The organism is Streptococcus acidominimus, from assembly GCF_001921825.1.
Taxonomy (GTDB): domain Bacteria; phylum Bacillota; class Bacilli; order Lactobacillales; family Streptococcaceae; genus Streptococcus; species Streptococcus acidominimus.
Window position 1 is genome coordinate 1 of sequence record NZ_MSJL01000029.1, and the last position, 18,451, is coordinate 18,451.

An 18,451-nucleotide genomic window follows, 5' to 3' on the forward strand; every position below is an offset into this window, starting at 1 on the left:
ATGAAAATAGCTTTATTCCAGCTAAGAACTCAAAACATCACAGATTGACGGAAGAGGAAAAGCAACTAAATCGTGAGATGGCAGCGATTCGTATCCAAATTGAGCATTTCAATGCGAAGTTTAAGACGTTTCAAATCATGAAACAAGACTATCGTGGTCGGAGAAAACGTTTTGAAATACGTGCTGAGTTAATTTGTGGGATTATTAATTTTGAAACCAAGTAGTTACCGAACAAGTCTAGTATAACAACTGAAGAAAACGCTGTCAATCCATTTGTGTTCATTGATGCGAAAAAAATCACAACTATCTTTGAGATACTTGTGATACCGTAGTTGATTAAATTTTTTTGACTATCTATAAATGGATAAAAAAAGAATGAATGAAGCCAAGACAATAGGGTTAAACCAAGAATGACAGCATGCCATTTCCAATACATGAGCACGAGGCCGGCTGTTTCACGGATCCAAGCACTCGGGAGGTAGTAGAAGGCTGTTTTAGCACCGACACTGCGCCCCTTGAGTTTTAGCTTTCGCATGTAAATTCCAGCTCGCAGGGAATGAAAACTGTTGGTCACAACTAGAAAACGTGGTGGGGTATCTTGAGTTTCACCAATGATCTTCCGGGAAAATGTTAGATTTTCGAGGGTCGTTGTGGAGTGTGCTTCAAGGAGCAGTTTGTCGCTCGCCAGTCCCTTATCAAGGAGGTAGCGAGACATGGCTTGGGCTTCCGAAATCGCTTCATCACTTCCTTGACCACCAGAAACAATGATGGTTGGCTGTTTGCCGAATTTTTCATAGTAGAACAGTCCCTTGTCTAGTCGCTGGGCAAGGAGGGGAGGGACCTTGTCCCCTATCAGTCCAGAACCTAGGACAATGATATAGTCTGGCTGGTAGGTGAGGGGGAATAGATTGTAAAAAATGCCGTAGGCGACATAGGATAGGTAGATAAAACTTCCGTAGATGAGCAGGCTGTCCAGTAATTCGGTGATTTTTCTAATGAGGAAATAGCCACCAAAGAAGTGCAGAGCTAGAGTAATCAGAATCGCAAGACCGTAAAAGAGGGAGAGAAGATTGGCTAACCTACGCCCCTCAAAGGTGATCATCTGTTTGCCGTTAAAGAGGAGATAGATAGTGGATAGGAGGACACTTAGGGGGATGAGCAGTAGTCCACCGATAAGGATGAGTATAGCTGTTTGCTTGTCCCAGAGGCTCAATTGGACGACAAAGAAACCTGCCATGATAAAGGCAAAGAGAATCAAGACGATCAAAAAGAGGTAGGCATTGAGGAGGCGCCTTGGTTCGAGAAGAAAGAGCGCCATAAATAAGAGGGCAGGTATGAGCCAAACGAGGTGGAGAATCATAAAGAGTAAAGACCTTTCTTTCTAACTAAATTGCGAAATATCTAGTTAGTATACCATAAATTCTAGGACTAGAAAAGATGGTGAAATGCTATACTATTCTATAAAAATCAAAATCTGACTAGGCAACGAAACCGCAGGTGAGGCTAGGCTCAAGTCCATCCTCGCTTCTCATGGTTCGCGTCAACATCTCAGCGTAGTGGTTGATTGGCAGATTTGTTCGTGTTTCTCACTCCAAATCTGACCTAATCAACTGTGCGGGGGTGGTAAGACGAACTCTTTTTCGACCAGTCGAGTGCTTTCTCACTCCCTTCTTGTTTTAAGGGAATAGGCTAAAAACCTCCACTGGAGCTTTTTACTCAGCAAGGCGAGTTAACGACACCAGATTTTGATTTTTGACGAGGATAAGGCTCTAAAAAACAAGCTAATCCCTATCTGTATAACAGCTAGGTTTCGGTTTGCCATAGAGTTTAACCCCTTTGAAAATGAACAGGCTAGTTTGTTACTTTAGATCGAATCCAATTCCTAAGTCGGGAAATCGTTCTCACGAGAACTTTTTCTTGACATTCGATCTAGAAGTGTTAAAATAGTTCTCATGGTAACGAAATAAGAAAGGAAAATGCTATGACGACAGATCCATTGAAAGAATTTAATAGACTAGCTCATAACATGGGTTCGGCTGTCCATTCTGCCGCCCGAGATGCTGGTATGGAATTGCTGGGAGGACCGCAGGGGCATGTCCTCTATTATCTTGCCCACCATGAAGATGAGGAAATTTTTATCAAGGATATTGAGCACCATCTGAAGATTTCCAAATCTGTAACCAGCAACCTGATCAAGCGGATGGAAAAAAATGGCTTTATCGTGGTGGAGCCATCTAAGAGGGATAAACGCAAGAAAATTGTCCGCATGTCAGATACTGCTAGGATAAAAAGTCAAAAGATCGGTAAGTTTTGGGGTGATATGCGCCAAAAATTACTAGCAGGGATCGCAGAAGAAGATCTAGCAGTCTTTTCAAAGGTTATCCAACAACTTCATCATAATTTAGAAAAAATTGAGCAGAAGGAGAAAGAATGAGTAAACTATTTAAACGCTTAAATGGCAAAGAGTGGTTGATGATTCTAACGAGTATCGCCTTTGTCTGTTTGACAGTTTGGCTAGAGTTAGAAGTCCCAGGCTATATGTCTGACATTACTAGACTCTTGCAACTGCCGGATACAAGGACTTCCGAACTCTGGTCACCGGGTCTCAAAATGCTGGGCTTTTCGTTAGCTAGTTTGGGAGCCTCTATCCTAGTTGGTTTTATGGCGTCGCGCTTGGCTGCCAGCTTTACCACCCGTTTGCGCAAGGATATTTTTCACCGGGTTTTAGACTATTCAGATGCTGAAGTCAAGCACTTTAGTATCCCTAGTCTTTTGACACGGACAACCAATGACTTGACCCAGATTCAACTCTTATTCACCATGGGCTTGCAGGTTGCAACTCGTGGACCGATTATGGCGCTCTGGGCCTTGAGTAAAATTGTCGGTAAATCAGATCACTGGCTTTGGGCAGTTATCGTAGCAGTCTTGATTAACCTAATCATGATGACGATTTTAGTTACCCTCGCCTTTCCAAAACAAACGCTTGTCCAACAATTGACCGACCGTTTGAACAGTATTACCCGTGAAGGGCTAACAGGTATCCGGGTCGTTCGTGCCTATAATGCCGAGGATTACCAAGATGGAAAATTTGCTCAGGCCAATGAAGAACTAACAGCACTCAACCTATTTGTCAGCCGTTTAATGGCGCTGATGAATCCTGTCATGATGATGATTTCCAGTGGCTTGAGCCTAGCCATTTATTGGATTGGTGCTTATCTCATCAATGAGGCTGCTCTAGCAGATAAGTTGCCGATTTTTAGCGATATGGTCGTCTTTATGTCCTATGCGATGCAGGTGGTCATGGGCTTCATGATGATGAGTGCCTTGTTTATTATTCTACCGCGTGTCTTGGTCTCAACCAAGCGGATCAATGAAGTACTGGACTTAACCTCCTCTATTCTTTCGCCTCAAGAATCCCAAGCAGGAGTAGCTAAGGTGGATCAGATTATCTTTGATGATGTGACCTTCCGTTATTCAGATGCATCAGAGGCAGTCATTGAGCATGTCAACTTTACCGCAAAAGCTGGTGATACAGTGGCATTTATCGGTTCAACTGGTTCTGGAAAATCTACCTTGGTCAACTTAATTCCGCGTTTTTATGATGTCAGTGAAGGTCAGATTTTGCTAGACGGGGTAGATGTCAGAAATTACAGTGAGGCAGACTTGCGTGCCAAGGTCGGCTACATTCCACAAAAAGCAGTCTTATTCTCAGGTGATATTCGCAGTAACATTGACTTTGGAGAGAGTCAGGAGAGCCCGCTCAATGATGAGGCGATTTGGGAAGCCTTAGATCTGGCACAGGCTAAAGATTTTGTTGCGGAAAAAGAAGACGGGCTTTCTGCACATGTTGCCCAGTCGGGGAGCAATTTTTCCGGCGGTCAACGTCAGCGCTTAGCGATTGCACGCGCCCTTGCTCGTAAGCCGGAAATCCTGATCTTTGACGATTCCTTCTCTGCTCTAGATTACCGGACGGATCGTACGTTACGGGAGGAACTTGCAAAACGTACTGCTGGGCTGACCAAGTTGATTGTAGCACAAAGGATTTCGACCATTATGGATGCGGATCAAATCTTGGTGCTGGATAAGGGCAAAGTTGTGGGTCAAGGAAGTCACAAAGAATTACTTGCCAATAATGAAGTCTATCAAGAAATTGCTTACTCACAATTATCAAAGGAGGAATTGGAAAATGGAAAATAAGACATCTTCTTTATTTAGCCAAATGAAACCTCATATCAAAGGTTTTCAAGTTCCTTTTGTCCTTGCGATGCTTGGAGCGTTTATATCAAGCGTGATAACGGTAATTGGACCTGATAAGATCAGGGAGATTACAGACTTGATTACTGAGGGATTGAGGACAGGGATTGACACCGATAAAGTATCTAAGATTGCAATGACCTTGGCGATTCTCTACGGAATCGGAGCTCTTCTCAACTACGCTCAATCCTTTACGATTTCAACGATTATTCAGCATTTTTCAAAACGCCTGCGGACAGCAATTGCAGAAAAAATCAACAGGCTCCCCTTGGGCTACTTTGATCGTCACTCCCAAGGAGATACCCTCTCTCGTGTGACCAATGATGTAGATACAGCCAGCCAATCACTCAACCAAAGTTTGGGTACCGTTCTTTCCTCAAGTATCCTCTTGGTTGTGACCCTTATAATGATGTTTAAAGTCAACGTAACCCTATCCTTTGTAGCGATCGGTTCTGTCTTATTTGGATTTGTCTTTGTCAGCATTATCATGAGCCGGGCGCGAGGATTTTTTAAGAACCAGCAAACCAATCTCGCCAAAGTGAATGGTTACGTAGAAGAGATGTACTCTGGTCATCAGGTTGTGACAGCTTATCATGCGGGCCATGAAGTAAAAGAGCAGTTTGAAAATCTTAATCAGGCCCTCTATGCCAGCATGTGGAAATCTCAATTTATTTCTGGCATTATGATGCCGCTGATGATGTTTATCGGGAACTTCGGCTATGTGATGGTGGTAATAGCAGGAGCGGCTTTGACCCTGCATGGTCATGCAACGATGGGGACGATTGTTGCCTTTATGGCCTATGTACGTATTTTCTCTCAACCCCTGTCCCAGATTGCGCAAGGCTTGACAGTCTTGCAATCTGCCAGTGCTGCTATGGGGCGTGTCTTTGACTTCTTAGGTGAGCAAGAGATGGAAGATGATCAGGCAAAAGTGCAACAGCTAACTTCTCTGAAAGGGGACGTGACCTTTGACCATGTGTCCTTTGGCTATTCGCCTGATAAGACCATTATCCATGACTTTTCTGCAGTCGCTAAGGCAGGGCAAAAAATTGCCATTGTTGGTCCGACCGGTGCTGGTAAGACGACGATTGTCAATCTTCTGATGAAATTCTATGAGATTGACCAAGGACGGATTTTGATTGACGGTGTGGATACCAAGACCATGAAACGCTCCGAGGTGCATGATGCCTTTAGTATGGTCTTGCAAGATACCTGGCTTTTTGAAGGAACCATTAAGGAAAATCTAATCTATAATCAGCAAGATATTTCGGATGCGGCGGTTATCCAGGCTGCAAAGGCGGTTGGAGTACACCACTTTATCATGACCTTGCCAAAGGGCTATGATACCAAACTTGATGATACGGTGACCCTGTCAGTCGGACAAAAACAATTGCTGACGATTGCTCGAGCACTTTTAAAAGATGCCCCGTTACTCATTCTTGATGAGGCGACGAGTTCTGTCGATACCCGAACGGAAGAACTGATCCAAAAAGCTATGGATAAACTCATGGAAGGGCGTACCTCCTTTGTCATTGCCCACCGCTTATCCACCATCCGGAATGCTGACCTCATTCTAGTCATGAAAGATGGGAATATTATTGAGCAAGGCAATCATGACGCCCTCATGGCTCAAAATGGCTTCTATGCCAACCTATACAACAGCCAATTTAGCGAGGAGTAAAGTGGTCCAGTGGACCACTTTAGCCTTGCGCCCAGAAACGAGGAAACGCAAGTTCATCATGGTGAAGCATTTTAGCCTTGCGCCCAGAAACGAGAAAGCGCAAGCTCATTATGGTGGACCACTTTAGCCTTGCGCCTAGACTAAGATACAAAGCCCGTAAAAAACTCACAGCGCACTCTTTCAGGTATAAACAGTCACTTCCCTGACTGTTATTACTGTACCTGTAAAGCAGGCATAGCCTGCAACAGCAAACTAGAGTTTTAACGAGTGAAAAGCTCCAATGGAGGTTTTCAGCCTATCCTACTAAAGGTAGCCGTATCTCTAATCAGTTAAAACTGGAACAGTTACGTCACTTTTTCACTAGCAATGTAGCTCAAATTCAACTTACAAGATTAAGTTGAGAGAGTCGTATTTTGATTTTTGAAGAGTATAATATATTAGATATTGATCTTGGATGACTATGCCTACAAAGGCTTGGGAGAAACAGTATAATCGTTTCGTCCAAGCCTTTTATGCTTGGACTATTGGAGGAGTTCCATGCTATAATAGAAGAAAAGGAGGCAGTACCATGTACGAATTTCAAAATCCAACAGATGAACAGGTTCAAGCCTATCTAGCAAATAGCAAGACCATTGCAGTAGTAGGCTTATCGGACAAGGACGATGCGGTCAGCAAGCGCGTCTCTAAGTTTATGCAGGAGATGGGCTATCAGATTATTCCTGTAAATCCTCGCTTGGCTGGCGGTGAGATTTTAGGCGAAAAAGTGTATGCGAGCCTTTCCGATATTCCGCTCGCGATTGATATTGTGAATATTTATCGCAAGAGTGAATATTTGGCGGATGTAGCGCGTGAATTTGTAACCCTTGACGCCCAAGTCTTCTGGGCGCAGTTAGACTTACAGAGCCAAGAAGCAGCGGCAATATTACAGGCAGCAGGTCGGGAAGATGTAGTCATGAATCGCTGTATCAAGCGAGAATATGTTCGGCTTATGAAAGGGTCTGTGGACTGATGGCAACTCTCGTCATTATTCGGGGAAATTCTGGATCGGGCAAGACCAGTCTGGCAGCGGCTTTACAGGCTTATTATGGTCGTAGAACCCTGCTCATCTCCCAAGACAATGTTCGCAGGATCATGTTAAGAGAAAAAGTGGAGCCTGGGAATCTTTCGATTGCGCTGACTGAAACAATCGCTCGCTTTGGGTATGCAGAGGATTTACTGGTGATTGTTGAGGGATTTTATGAGGCAGAGGTCTATGGAGAGATGCTGGCAGACTTGCGTAGCCTGTTTGCACCCAGAGTCTTTGCTTATTACTATGATATTCCCTTTGAAGAGACCGTTAAGCGACATGCCACCCGGGTCAAAAAGCATGACTTTACCGCAGCAGATATGAAACGTTGGTGGATAAATCAGGATTATCTTGGCTGGGAGGAAGAGGCATTTCTTACAGCCGAGATTAGTTTGGAGGCGGCAGTTCAGACAATTCGTCACAGGATAGAGGAAGAGTAAAAATCGGTCATTCGTAAGAGTTGGCTTACATGATAGGTGCGAGCCTAGAAATGGAACAAACAGCAGTCAGCAGCCCAGTAAGTCAATAACGATAAAAACAGCCGAATGGAAGATGAACTGTGTGCAATACCTCCCTAGCTGTTACGAGATTGTCCCTGATATGGATATTCTTTGTATCTGGAATAAGGAAGAAGCGAGAACTTTCGTGTCTCGCTCTTTTTGTTCGATTTTTCATTGCTCATACTCGTCAAACATCAAAATCTGACGTCGTTAACTCATCTTGCTGAGTAAAAAGCTCCAGTGGGAGGTTTTTAGCCTGTTCCCTAAAAACAAGATAGAACGAGTGGAACTCGTGTCAAACAGTCTAGGAATAGACTGTTGAAGGTTGGAGATAGGATTAGCGTAGCTAATTCCCGATAAGTTGAAGATAGTGGTCTAGTTGATCACTAGACAAGGCTTGATACGAAAAGTGTAGCTTTTGCATCACAGGTCGTGACAAGTATCCTTTTGAGTTTCAAGGCCTATTAAATGCGGCAAAGGCTCGATCTTTATAATGAAATGTGAAATAGCATTAAAATTATCAGACAATTATTTGAAAATGAGAGAATCTGTGCTATAATGGAGATAGGTTTTAAGAAAGGGAAGGACGATGAAAAAATTCGGCATTATTCTATTATCATCTGCGCTTTTACTAACAGCATGCGCAGGAACAGCACCCCAAGGGGAGACAAGCCAAGAAAGTACAAGGATACAGGTGGATGATAAGGATTTAGATCAGGCGACATCAAAGTACAAGGCTTTTGTAGAAGAGCAAATTGGTCAATTGTTGGCAGATACGGAAGATTTTGCCCAGCTGCTCAAAGATGGCAAGCTAGAAGAAGCTAAAAAGGCCTATCCTGTGATCCGTATGGCCTATGAGCGCTCGGAGCCGATTGCGGAAAGTTTCGGCGAGTCGGACGTGAAGATTGATTTCCGCTTGGTGGATTATCTGGAGGAAAATAAGACAGAAGAAGGCTGGTCAGGTTTTCACCGTATTGAAAAAATCCTCTGGGAAGACAATACCACAGCAGGTACTGAAGCATACGCCGACCAGCTGGTCAATGACATCAAGGAATTAAAGGCGAAAATTGCAACTGTTGAAGTAACGCCAGACATCATGTTGACTGGGGCAGTTGACTTGCTCAACGAAGTAGCAACCAGCAAGATTACGGGTGAGGAAGAAGTCTATTCCCATACGGACTTGTACGACTTTAGAGCCAATATCGAGGGGGCGGAGAAGATTTTTGAACTCTTCAAACCAATGCTAGAACTAAAAGATAGTAGTTTAGTGATAAGCCTCGAAAAAGAATTTAAAAATGTCAACGGTCTTCTTGATCAATACATGACAGATGACACACACTACAAGCTCTATACCGATTTGAGTACAGACGATACCAAGACCTTGGCTGAAGCTGTGACCAAGCTCGGTGAGCCTCTTTCTCAAATGGGGATTATTTTAGACGGGAAGTAAACAATGACAAAAGACGAAAAATGGTTTGATAAGAAAATGGATCGTCGCGAATTTCTCAAAAAAGCAGGCTTAGGGGGAGCTGGACTTGCACTCGGTGCTTCTGGCGCCTCTGCTTTTTTCGCTAGAAAGGTGACGAGTGAGACCGCAAAAGCCGAGGGTGGAGAAGACATCTCTTTCTATGGTGAACACCAGGCAGGTATTGTGACGCCAATGCAGAAAAATGTCTATTTTGTCGTATTAGACCTGCATTCGACAGAAAGGGCTGAAGTCATCCAGATGTTTAAGGATTGGACAGATTACAGCGAGAAATTAGTGACAGGGCAATTGGTCAAAGAAGATAGAGACAATGCCTATCTGCCACCTTTTGATACAGGCGAGACAGTCGGGCTTAATCCGCACCGTCTGACACTGACCTTTGGAATTTCTCCTGCCTTTCTGACCAAGTTAGGCTTGGATAGCAAGAAGCCTAAAGAATTTAGGGGTCTACCTGTATTTCCACGGGATCAGCTCAAGGAAAGATACACTGGTGGAGACATTGTTATTCAGGCATGTGCAGATGATGAGCAGGTGGCATTTCATGCGGTTAGAAATCTGGTGAGAAAGGGACGCCATGTCGTGACTATGAAATGGAGTCAGGCAGGTTTTGCAGCACTTGGTAACCGCAAGGAAACACCGCGTAATCTTTTTGGTTTTAAAGACGGCACAGCAAATGGGAAGACCGAAGAAGAGTTTAAGGAGGTCATCTGGTGTGATGATGCCAACTGGATGCGGGGTGGTACCTATATGGCGGTGCGCCGAATTCAGATGTTTTTGGAAACTTGGGATCGAACCAGTCTCAATGAACAGGAACATACCTTTGGTCGCTATAAGGAAAGCGGTGCACCTTTCGGACAAAAGGATGAATTTGACGAAGTGGACTTGGACTTGAAGGACGAAAAGGGAGAGCCAGTTGTGCCGGTTGATTCCCATGTCCGCTTGGCAAAGGAAACAGGGCTTGAAATCTACCGTAGGGCCTTTTCGTATTCAGACGGGATTGATGAGAAAACAGGGCAATTTGACTCAGGTCTGCTCTTTATCTCTTTCCAAAAAGATCCAGAGCAGTTTATCACTATTCAGAATAATCTTGGAAATCTAGACAAGCTAAATGAGTACATCACCCATGTCGGAAGTGGTTTGTTTGCCTGTTTTGCTGGTGTGAAAAAAGGAGAGTATCTTGGTCAAGCCTTATTTGAATAAACTGGCAGTCCTTGCCCTCCTTGCTCTGACCCTGCTTGCTTCCCCCGTTTCAGCAGAGGATTCTTATAGTCACCTGTTTATTACGATTACAGATGCGACAACCGCTTTGCAAAAAGGGGATCGGGGGACAGTGGAGCAGTTGATTGCCCAGTTACGAGCAGATTTTACGCAAATTGAAAACCATGATTCCAAGGCTGGTCAATCGGTGACCGAGCGCTTGGAGGAATTGGAAAAAGCCCCGACAGAAGAAAAATTGGTCGCTGTTTCAAAAGCTCTTTTAGACTTTGATGCAGAGCAACATCCCGTAGATGTTGATGCTGAAAAAGAGAAGTTGATGACGAAACTCGCCCCTAGCTATACTAGCTTGCAGGCAGCTATTGATACTAAGGATATGGATGCAGTCAAGGAGCAGTACAAAAAACTAAACAGTGCCTGGACGGTCAATGAGCGTATTGTTCGTGATACCAGTACGGGTCATTATGGGAAAATTGAAACGGCCATTTCTTTCTTGCGTAGCAGTATTGAGACAGAACCAGTAGATTATAGTGCGATTCAACTGTCGTTTGATGAACTGAAAAATGCGATTCAAGCCTTTAAGGACGGTAAGGAAGTGGCAACGACTGCGAACAACCTGACCTTGAAAGATGGGATCGGTCTGCTGGAGCAAGCACGGGCTGCTTTTGAAGCAGGAGATAGGGATAAAGGGACTGCTTTCATGAAAGAATTTATCACTATTTGGCCAAGTATCGAAGGAGATGTCAGTACGCGCTATCCGAGCCTTTATACCCGTGTAGAGAACCAAGCACCCCTTATCATGGTGCGGGGAGAGGAGGCAGAATACCAAGAAAAGCTGGATCAGTTGATTGCAGATTTATCAAGTATTGATACCTCTGCCAGTTACAATGCCTTTGATGCCATGCTGATTTTGCTTCGGGAGGGAGTGGAAGCCTTGCTCATCGTCATGGCATTGGTATCTACTCTTAAAGCCAGCAAGCAGAAAAAGGGCTTGGCGTGGGTATATGGCGGAGCAGTCGTAGGTCTTTTAGCCAGTACGATACTAGCCATTGCGCTGCAACAATTTTTTCCGACCCTTTCATCAGGAACCAACCGTGAAATCATTGAGGGAATAGTCGGCATTGTTGCGGTAGTGATGATGATTGTCATTGGAATCTGGCTTCACAGCAAGTCCTCTGTTAAGAAGTGGAATGACTATATGGAAGAGCAGATGCGCGTGGTGACAGCAAGTGGTAGTTTTGTATCTATGTTTGCCCTCAGTTTTCTAGCAGTCTTTCGGGAGGGGGCAGAAACTATCCTATTTTATGCAGGAATGCTTCCCCAAATTAGTCTTAGAGAGTTTCTGCTAGGGATTGGTCTCGCCTTTCTTGTTCTCATTATCCTAGCGATTCTGATGGTACAAACGACCAGTAAAATCAAACCACATCGGGTCTTTTTCTACCTAACTTGGCTGATCTATGTCCTTGCCTTTAAGATGCTAGGCGTGAGTATACATGCCCTACAATTGACCAATATCCTACCGAGCCATGTGATCAAAGGAGTACCGACACTAGACATTATCGGTCTCTACCCAAGTCTGGAAGTTCTCTTGTCACAGCTCTTGCTTATCGTCTTGATCGGCTGGCTAACCTGGAGGAATCGCGAAATTCATGAAGACTAAGCAAGAATTAACCATTGTCGAGCATTTGACCGAGTTTCGGAGCCGTTTCATCTGGATCATTTCCTTTTTCTTTATCAGTTTCTTGGTCAGCCTTTACTTTTCGAGTAGTATCTATCAGTTTTTGACCCAGGGATTTTCCCAGAAATTGATTGTACTAGGTCCAAATGATATCTTGTGGATTTATATCAATTTAGCAAGCCTCGTGGCCTTTACCCTGACCCTGCCTTTTTTGACCTATCAGGTCTGGGCTTTTATCCTACCAGCCCTTGATAAGGCAGAGGCAAGGAGTGCCTTTTGGTACATCCCGGCGGTCTTTTTATGCTTTGTGGCGGGTCTCCTATTTGGATTTTATTTGGTTAGTCCAGCCCTCTTACAGGTTCTCTTATCCTTTGGAGAGGGGCTTTTTGACACTAGATTAACGGCTCAAAATTATCTCGCTTTCTTGCTCCATACGACCCTGCCTATGGCAGTTGTCTTTGAAATACCAGTTTTGGTCGCTTTTTTGACCTCCATTGGTATCCTTCATCCACTATTTTTGGTACAATATAGAAGACATGCCTACTTTAGTTTGCTGGTGGTTGCGGTTATCATTACGCCAGCTGATTTTACAAGTGATTTAGCCATGACGGTGCCCCTGCTCTTCATTTATGAAGTGAGCGTGGGCATCAGCAGGTGGCTCTACCGTAGAAAAGAAAAAAGGAGAACCTGATATGGGAATCTTACGTGATATTGGAGCTCCAGGAATGATTATCTTGCTCCTAGGTGCCCTCTTGATTTTTGGACCAAAGCGCTTGCCAGAACTAGGTGAATCCATTGGCAAAATGATTGCTTCTTTTAAAAGTGCCATGGATCAAGGTGAGCAAAAAGACAAGGACGATACAGCCAACTAGGCTGAATGTAAAAGAGTGGGGAAGTCGATAATGGCTCCGCACTCTTTTTGCAAGACACAAAGCCCGTACAAAACTCAAAGCGCACTTCTTCATGTAATAACAGTCACTTCCCTGACTGTTCATACCATATCCGCAAGTGGACATAGTCCACAACGGCTACGGCAAACTAGGAGTTTTGACGCAGGAACTGATGAGCTTGTAGAATAACTAGAGAAAGGAAGAGGAATGCTGTTTGAGGAAACATTTTTCAAGGATAAAATTTGGCAGAAAGAGCGGTTGCTGGACTATGGATTTGAGGAAGAAGATGGCGTTTTCTTTTTTTGTCAGACTTTTATGGATGGGCATTTTGAAGCGCGGATTCGGGTGGAATTAGAAAAGAAAGCCTCTGCTCAAGTCTGGGATTTGGATATGGATGAAGAATATCACGCCTTTCGGATCCAGCGTGCGGTCGGATCTTTTGTCGGAGAAGTGCGGGAAAGCTATGCGGCGATTTTGCAAGAAGTGGTTCAGCATTGTAGCGAATCTCAAATTTTTCAATTCGCCCAAGGAAATCGTCTGGTGCGCTATGTGCAGGAGAGATTTCAAGAAAGTCCCGACTATCCCTTTACCAAGGCACCAGAGATTGCAACCCTACGGCATGCAGGTAATCAAAAATGGTATGGTTTGGTGACCCAAGTCCCATGGACAGCCTTGGGGGAGCTGGATCAAGCAGGAAATGTAGAGATTATCAATGTGAAGGTAGAAACAGGGCAGATGAAAGACTTATTAGCAAGACCAGGTATTTATCCCGCCTACCACATGTCTAAGAAAACCTGGGTTTCCATTAGTCTAGACGATCGCTTGACAGATGCCTTCTTATTTGAACTGGTCAGCAGGAGTCGCAAGCTAGTAGCACCTAAAAATGCCCTACTCTCATCTGGTCCTTGCTACTGGATTATTCCCGCCAATCCAAAATTGTATGATATTGATACAGAGCTACGGAGTAAGGGCAAGATTCTCTGGACGCAAAAGCCTAAAGTCAAGGCTCATGATCTAGTCTGTATTTACATGACAGCCCCGATTCAGGCTATTCGCTATCTCTGCCGAGTGACCGAGACCAATCTCCTCAAGGAGGATGTGGAATACATGGGGCTGGAGGTGCTTCGCGAACTGACAGATGGTGATCTTCCCCTGTCGCAGCTGAAAAGGTTAGGAGTAAAAGCTGTCCGTGGTCCACGGCTTGCGACACAAGAATGTCGCGAGCTACTGGAGAAGCTATTGAAAGAGTGATGATGTAGAATCAAATTATCAGAAAATTTAATATTTCACTTTACATCTTCCCTAAAAAGGCTATAATAGGAATTAGTTTTGGAGGTTATGAAGTATGAAGAAGAGTTTTATCCATCAGCAAGAAGAAATTTCCTTTGTCAAAAATACCTTTACCCAATATTTAAAAGACAAGCTGGAAATTGTAGAAGTGCAGGGACCAATCTTGAGCCGTGTCGGTGACGGCATGCAGGATAATCTTTCAGGGGTTGAAAATGCGGTAACCGTCAATGTCAAATTGATTCCAGAAGCGACCTATGAGGTTGTGCATTCCTTGGCTAAATGGAAGCGGCACACCCTAGCGCGTTTTGGCTTCAATGAGGGGGAGGGCTTATTTGTCCATATGAAGGCCCTGCGTCCAGATGAAGATTCGCTTGATCCGATCCACTCGGTTTACGTAGACCAGTGGGACTGGGAGAAGGTGATTCCAGATGGTAGACGGAACCTCGCTTATCTGAAAGAAATGGTTGAGCTGATTTACAAGGCTATCCGTTTGACGGAGTTAGCCGTTGAAGCCCGCTATGATATTGATGCTGTTTTACCAAAGCAGATCACCTTTATTCATTCGGAAGAACTGGCAGAGCGTTACCCGGCTTTGACACCAAAAGAGCGCGAAAATGTCATTGCAAAAGAATATGGGGCTGTCTTTTTGATTGGAATTGGTGGCGAGCTAGCGGACGGAAAACCGCATGATGGTCGTGCTCCCGACTATGATGACTGGACCACTCCATCTGAAAATGGCTACAAGGGATTAAATGGTGACATTTTAGTCTGGAATGAGCAGCTACAATCCGCCTTTGAACTGTCTTCTATGGGGATCCGGGTGGATGAAGAGGCTCTGAAACGTCAAGTTGCCATTACAGGTGATGAGGATAGGCTGGCATTTGAATGGCACAAGGCATTGTTAAACGGGTTCTTTCCACTCACTATCGGTGGCGGAATCGGACAATCCCGTCTGGCTATGTTTCTCCTCCGTAAAAAACATATCGGGGAAGTTCAATCAAGTGTCTGGCCCCAAGATGTCCGTGATACATTTGAGAATATCTTGTAAGGAAAAGAGAGCGATTAAGCTCTCTTTTATGTTCCAGTTTTTAAGAATATTTCTATTTCACCTACGGTTGCTTCGCTCCCTTTTTTCAAGTAAGCCCTTGTTTCTCCCTCCTTGTAATAAGTCAAATGCGGAACGGTGGTTATACCTTGCGAATCAACAAAATGACTTGCTTCTGCACTATCTTCTTCATCTGTGTTGAGATAAAAGACAGGGACTTGTGTCCTTTTTATTGCTTCTTGTAATTTGGGCTCAAACTTACGACAATGAGGACAAGTTGGACGACCAATATAGGCATAGAAGGTCTCTTTATTAGCCAATTTTTCACGAAGTTGTGCTAGACGAATTGGTTCAGTACGGATGTCAGTTGTGCTATTCTGGCTGGAGCTAGTGTCGATAGAGGGAGCGGCTGTCGCTTGACAAGCAGAGAGAAGAGTGAAAAGTAATAGTGGTAGTAAGCATAGAGAAATTTTCTCTATTGATTGCATATTTCTATTCACAGGCAATACCATCTCCGTCCCTATCTAAATGTCTAGCGTATCCTGGCTGTCCTTGATAAATTGGAGCAGCGCCAGCAGCACGAACGGCAGCACAATTTTTGTAATAGGTTGTATCGCCAGCAGGAGCTGCAGGGGCAGGAGTGGCTTGCGTCTCTCGACTAGCAGCCTCTTTAGCAGCTTGCTCTGCTGCAGCTTGTTCCTCTTTTTGGGTGATGGCTTGGTTGACTGCTGCTATTCGGTTGAGGAGGGTAGATTTTTGTTCAGAATCGGGTAATCCTTGGACTTGTTGACTAGCTGTCTCACTGTTTTCTTTGGTTTGATTGTCTTCTAAGTTCTTGACAACTTTTTCAGCTTCTGCCAATGCTTTTTCAGTTTTTTCTTTTTGGGCAATCTGTTCTTGAACTTTTTGGATACGGTTTAATAAGTCATTTTTCTTTGTCTGGTCAGATAATTTTTCAACCTGTTGTTTGGTGGTTTCAATCTTATCTTTTGCAAGTGCTTTTTCCAAGTCAATGACAGCTTTTTCGGCTTCTTTTAATTGTTGTTCCTCTTTTTGTGCTTGTATAGCAGTTTTACCTGCCAAAATAAATTCTTTATTTTCTGTTTTGTAGGTTTCAAATTCGTTTTGTAGGCTTTCATATTTTTCTTGCAAAGCCGCTAACTCTTCAGAAGTTGCTGAGGATGTAGCTTGTTCTTGGATTAAATGATTTTTAGTTTGACCGATTTGGACAATAGAAATTAGAAATAGCAAAGTAGGGATAGCGATTGGGAGAATCTTTTTAAGAGCAGTATTTTTGTTCTGTGTTTTGAAAAAATGTTCTAACTCCTTTATCTTTTTTTCTGCGAACTTTGTCCATTCTGGCTTCATTTCTTAAATCTCCTTTTAATTTGATAATTCAAAATGATTATATCAAACTCATGGAGAAACGACAATGGCTATATATATGTTGTTGTACATTTCAACTCATAAAAAATAATCCACGACACTTGCTTAAATGTTTTTACAAGGAAATTAGCAATGGCAGAATCTTTTGTGTAATGGTGTATATTTCGCTAAGGGAATGATAAAAAATGGCAAGTTCTGGGAAAGGGGTAAACCCGAATAAATATACTAATATAAGGTAAAAATATGGAATGGTCTGAAAATTTGTGATACAATAAACAAAATCTTTTTAATTTGGAGGGATGGGATGACAATCTATAATTTTTCTGCTGGTCCTGCGGTATTGCCAAAAGCTGTTTTAGAAAAAGCACAGGCTGAATTTTTGAATTATGATGGCTCTGGCATGAGTGTATTAGAGATGTCGCATCGCTCCAAAGAGTTCGATCAGATTATAAAAGGTGCTGAGGCGACCTTGCGCGAGTTAATGGGGATTCCCGGCCACTATAAGGTCTTGTTTTTGCAGGGCGGGGCGTCGCTTGCCTTTACCATGATTCCCCTTAATTTTGCCCGTGGAAAGAAAGCCTACTATCTAGCAGGTGGTTTATGGGGAAAAAAGGCATATACCGAAGCGGTGAAACTCTCAAAAACAATTCCTTTTGAACCTATTTTACTGGGGTCAACAGAGGAGATTACCTATGCGGAATTGCCAAGTTTTGATAAGGTAGCCATTGATCCCGAGGCAGCCTATGTCCATTTAACGACCAATAATACTATTGAAGGAACAGCGGTTTATACGATTCCAGATACCAATGGTGTTCCTGTCATTGCGGATATGTCTTCTAATATCCTAGCAGCTCGCTATCAGGTGGAAGATTTTGCCATGATTTATGCAGGTGCTCAAAAAAATATTGGTCCTGCTGGTGTGATCGTTGTGATTGTCCGGGAAGATCTTTTGGCTGGTGAGCCAGTCTTGTCTAGTATGTTGGACTACCGCATTCAAGCAGAGAATGAATCGCTCTATAATACGCCCCCAGCTTATTCGATCTACATTGCCAAGCTCGTCTTTGAGTGGGTCAAGGAAATCGGTGGGGTTGATGAAATGGAAAGGCTCAACCGTGAAAAATCAGGTCTGTTGTATGACTATATTGACCAGTCTGATTTTTATAGCAATCCTGTTCGCAAGGTGGAAGAACGCTCTTTGGCCAATATTCCTTTTGTGTCTCCAAACCCAGACTTAGACGCTAAATTTGTCAAGGAAGCAACGGCAGCAGGTTTTAAAAATATCAAGGGGCACCGTTCAGTAGGTGGTATGCGAGCAAGTCTCTACAATGCCTTTCCCTATCAAGGAGTAGTTGATTTGATTGCCTTTATGAAGAAATTTGAAGAGGAGAATGCCTAATGGAAATTCGACTTGCTCATCCTAACGAAGTGACTGCGATTTGTCAGATTTTTGAAGAGGCGCGGGCTTTTCTAGCCCAGTCAGGGAGTAGCCAGTGGCAGGGAAGCTATCCAAGTCAGGAAGATGTCTTTGATGATATCTTATCAGGTCGTGGTTATGTAGCCATTGTTGAGGGGCAGGTAGCTGCCTATACAGCTGTTCAAGTTGGCAATGAACCAGCCTATAACGAGATTTATGACGGTAAGTGGCAGCACAATAATTTTCTTTATACGACCTTTCATCGCGTAGCTGTTGCTCAAAAATTCCGCGGTCAGCAGATTATCCAGACCTTTTTACAAGGCTTGATTGAGGGGGAAAAAGGTCCAGATTTTCGTTGCGATACCCATGAACAAAACCTTCCGATGCAGCATATCTTAGAAAAATTGGGCTTTGTCTATTGTGGAAAAGTGCCGATTGACGGGGAGCGCTTGGCATATCAGAAGATTAAAACCAAGAAAGAGAAGAGCCTCTATCAAGAAATTGCTGAGGATGACCGTTGGCTACTTGGTAGAAATGATTGAGTGT

Annotated in this window: 17 protein-coding genes and 1 pseudogene; 15 read left to right on the plus strand and 3 right to left on the minus strand. The window is 43.7% G+C overall.

Going from position 1 to position 18,451, the window contains the following annotated elements; translation table 11 throughout:
* Positions 1 to 224 (plus strand): transposase family protein (locus tag BU200_RS06850; RefSeq protein ID WP_142237021.1); only part of this gene is annotated, 224 nt, incomplete at its 5' end.
* Between the two features lie 146 nt (positions 225 to 370).
* Here BU200_RS06850 and BU200_RS06855 read toward each other — a convergent pair.
* A pseudogene (locus tag BU200_RS06855) lies at positions 371 to 1,360 on the minus strand (YdcF family protein); the annotation flags it as partial.
* A 621-nt stretch (positions 1,361 to 1,981) separates the two neighbouring features.
* On the opposite strand from BU200_RS06855, the gene BU200_RS06865 reads away from it, so the two are divergent.
* The 12 genes from BU200_RS06865 to asnA all read left to right on the plus strand — a co-directional run bounded on the left by BU200_RS06865 (position 1,982) and on the right by asnA (position 15,108).
* On the plus strand, positions 1,982 to 2,434 hold the full coding sequence (locus BU200_RS06865) for a MarR family winged helix-turn-helix transcriptional regulator (protein WP_075099474.1): 453 nt from the start codon (positions 1,982 to 1,984) through the stop codon (positions 2,432 to 2,434).
* Entirely contained in the window at positions 2,431 to 4,197 is a 1,767-nt protein-coding gene (locus tag BU200_RS06870; RefSeq protein WP_075099475.1) for an ABC transporter ATP-binding protein, read from the plus strand. The genes BU200_RS06865 and BU200_RS06870 overlap by 4 nt, the downstream gene beginning before the upstream one ends.
* Positions 4,187 to 5,935, plus strand: coding sequence for an ABC transporter ATP-binding protein (locus tag BU200_RS06875; protein WP_075099476.1), 1,749 nt, complete (start codon positions 4,187 to 4,189; stop codon positions 5,933 to 5,935). Before BU200_RS06870 ends, BU200_RS06875 begins: the two co-directional genes overlap by 11 nt.
* 568 nt (positions 5,936 to 6,503) lie before the next feature.
* Entirely contained in the window at positions 6,504 to 6,944 is a 441-nt protein-coding gene (locus tag BU200_RS06880; RefSeq protein WP_075099477.1) for a CoA-binding protein, read from the plus strand.
* On the plus strand, positions 6,944 to 7,441 hold the full coding sequence (locus BU200_RS06885; protein ID WP_075099478.1) for a kinase: 498 nt from the start codon (positions 6,944 to 6,946) through the stop codon (positions 7,439 to 7,441). Before BU200_RS06880 ends, BU200_RS06885 begins: the two co-directional genes overlap by 1 nt.
* Positions 7,442 to 8,090: 649 nt before the next feature.
* Positions 8,091 to 8,951, plus strand: coding sequence for an iron uptake system protein EfeO (gene efeO / locus BU200_RS06890; protein WP_075099479.1), 861 nt, complete (start codon positions 8,091 to 8,093; stop codon positions 8,949 to 8,951).
* 3 nt (positions 8,952 to 8,954) lie between these two features.
* Positions 8,955 to 10,187 carry an iron uptake transporter deferrochelatase/peroxidase subunit gene (gene efeB / locus BU200_RS06895; RefSeq protein WP_075099480.1) on the plus strand — a complete coding sequence of 411 codons (1,233 nt, stop codon included), beginning with the start codon at positions 8,955 to 8,957 and terminating at the stop codon, positions 10,185 to 10,187.
* Complete coding sequence (locus tag BU200_RS06900) at positions 10,165 to 11,862, plus strand: FTR1 family iron permease (protein WP_075099481.1); 1,698 nt, start codon at positions 10,165 to 10,167, stop codon at positions 11,860 to 11,862. Before efeB ends, BU200_RS06900 begins: the two co-directional genes overlap by 23 nt.
* On the plus strand, positions 11,852 to 12,571 hold the full coding sequence (gene tatC, locus BU200_RS06905; RefSeq protein ID WP_075099482.1) for a twin-arginine translocase subunit TatC: 720 nt from the start codon (positions 11,852 to 11,854) through the stop codon (positions 12,569 to 12,571). Before BU200_RS06900 ends, tatC begins: the two co-directional genes overlap by 11 nt.
* Before the next feature lies 1 nt (position 12,572).
* Positions 12,573 to 12,752, plus strand: coding sequence for a twin-arginine translocase TatA/TatE family subunit (locus BU200_RS06910; protein ID WP_075099483.1), 180 nt, complete (start codon positions 12,573 to 12,575; stop codon positions 12,750 to 12,752).
* A 225-nt stretch (positions 12,753 to 12,977) separates the two neighbouring features.
* Positions 12,978 to 14,021: an MmcQ/YjbR family DNA-binding protein gene (locus BU200_RS06915; protein ID WP_075099484.1), complete on the plus strand. Its 1,044-nt coding sequence runs from the start codon at positions 12,978 to 12,980 to the stop codon at positions 14,019 to 14,021.
* A 94-nt stretch (positions 14,022 to 14,115) separates the two neighbouring features.
* Positions 14,116 to 15,108: an aspartate--ammonia ligase gene (gene asnA / locus BU200_RS06920; RefSeq protein WP_075099485.1), complete on the plus strand. Its 993-nt coding sequence runs from the start codon at positions 14,116 to 14,118 to the stop codon at positions 15,106 to 15,108.
* A gap of 26 nt (positions 15,109 to 15,134) precedes the next feature.
* On the opposite strand, the gene BU200_RS06925 is transcribed toward asnA, so the two are convergent.
* Both BU200_RS06925 and BU200_RS06930 read right to left on the minus strand, forming a co-directional pair.
* Positions 15,135 to 15,593 (minus strand): DUF6568 family protein, encoded by a 459-nt coding sequence (locus BU200_RS06925; protein ID WP_075099499.1) that lies wholly within the window; start codon positions 15,591 to 15,593, stop codon positions 15,135 to 15,137.
* Between the two features lie 4 nt (positions 15,594 to 15,597).
* On the minus strand, positions 15,598 to 16,356 hold the full coding sequence (locus tag BU200_RS06930; RefSeq protein ID WP_249024021.1) for an excalibur calcium-binding domain-containing protein: 759 nt from the start codon (positions 16,354 to 16,356) through the stop codon (positions 15,598 to 15,600).
* A 439-nt stretch (positions 16,357 to 16,795) separates the two neighbouring features.
* On the opposite strand from BU200_RS06930, the gene serC reads away from it, so the two are divergent.
* Together serC and BU200_RS06940 are read left to right on the plus strand one after the other, a co-directional pair.
* Complete coding sequence (serC, locus tag BU200_RS06935; RefSeq protein WP_075099487.1) at positions 16,796 to 17,887, plus strand: 3-phosphoserine/phosphohydroxythreonine transaminase; 1,092 nt, start codon at positions 16,796 to 16,798, stop codon at positions 17,885 to 17,887.
* Positions 17,887 to 18,447 carry a GNAT family N-acetyltransferase gene (locus BU200_RS06940; RefSeq protein WP_075099488.1) on the plus strand — a complete coding sequence of 187 codons (561 nt, stop codon included), beginning with the start codon at positions 17,887 to 17,889 and terminating at the stop codon, positions 18,445 to 18,447. The genes serC and BU200_RS06940 overlap by 1 nt, the downstream gene beginning before the upstream one ends.
* The last annotated feature ends 4 nt before the right edge of the window (positions 18,448 to 18,451 follow it).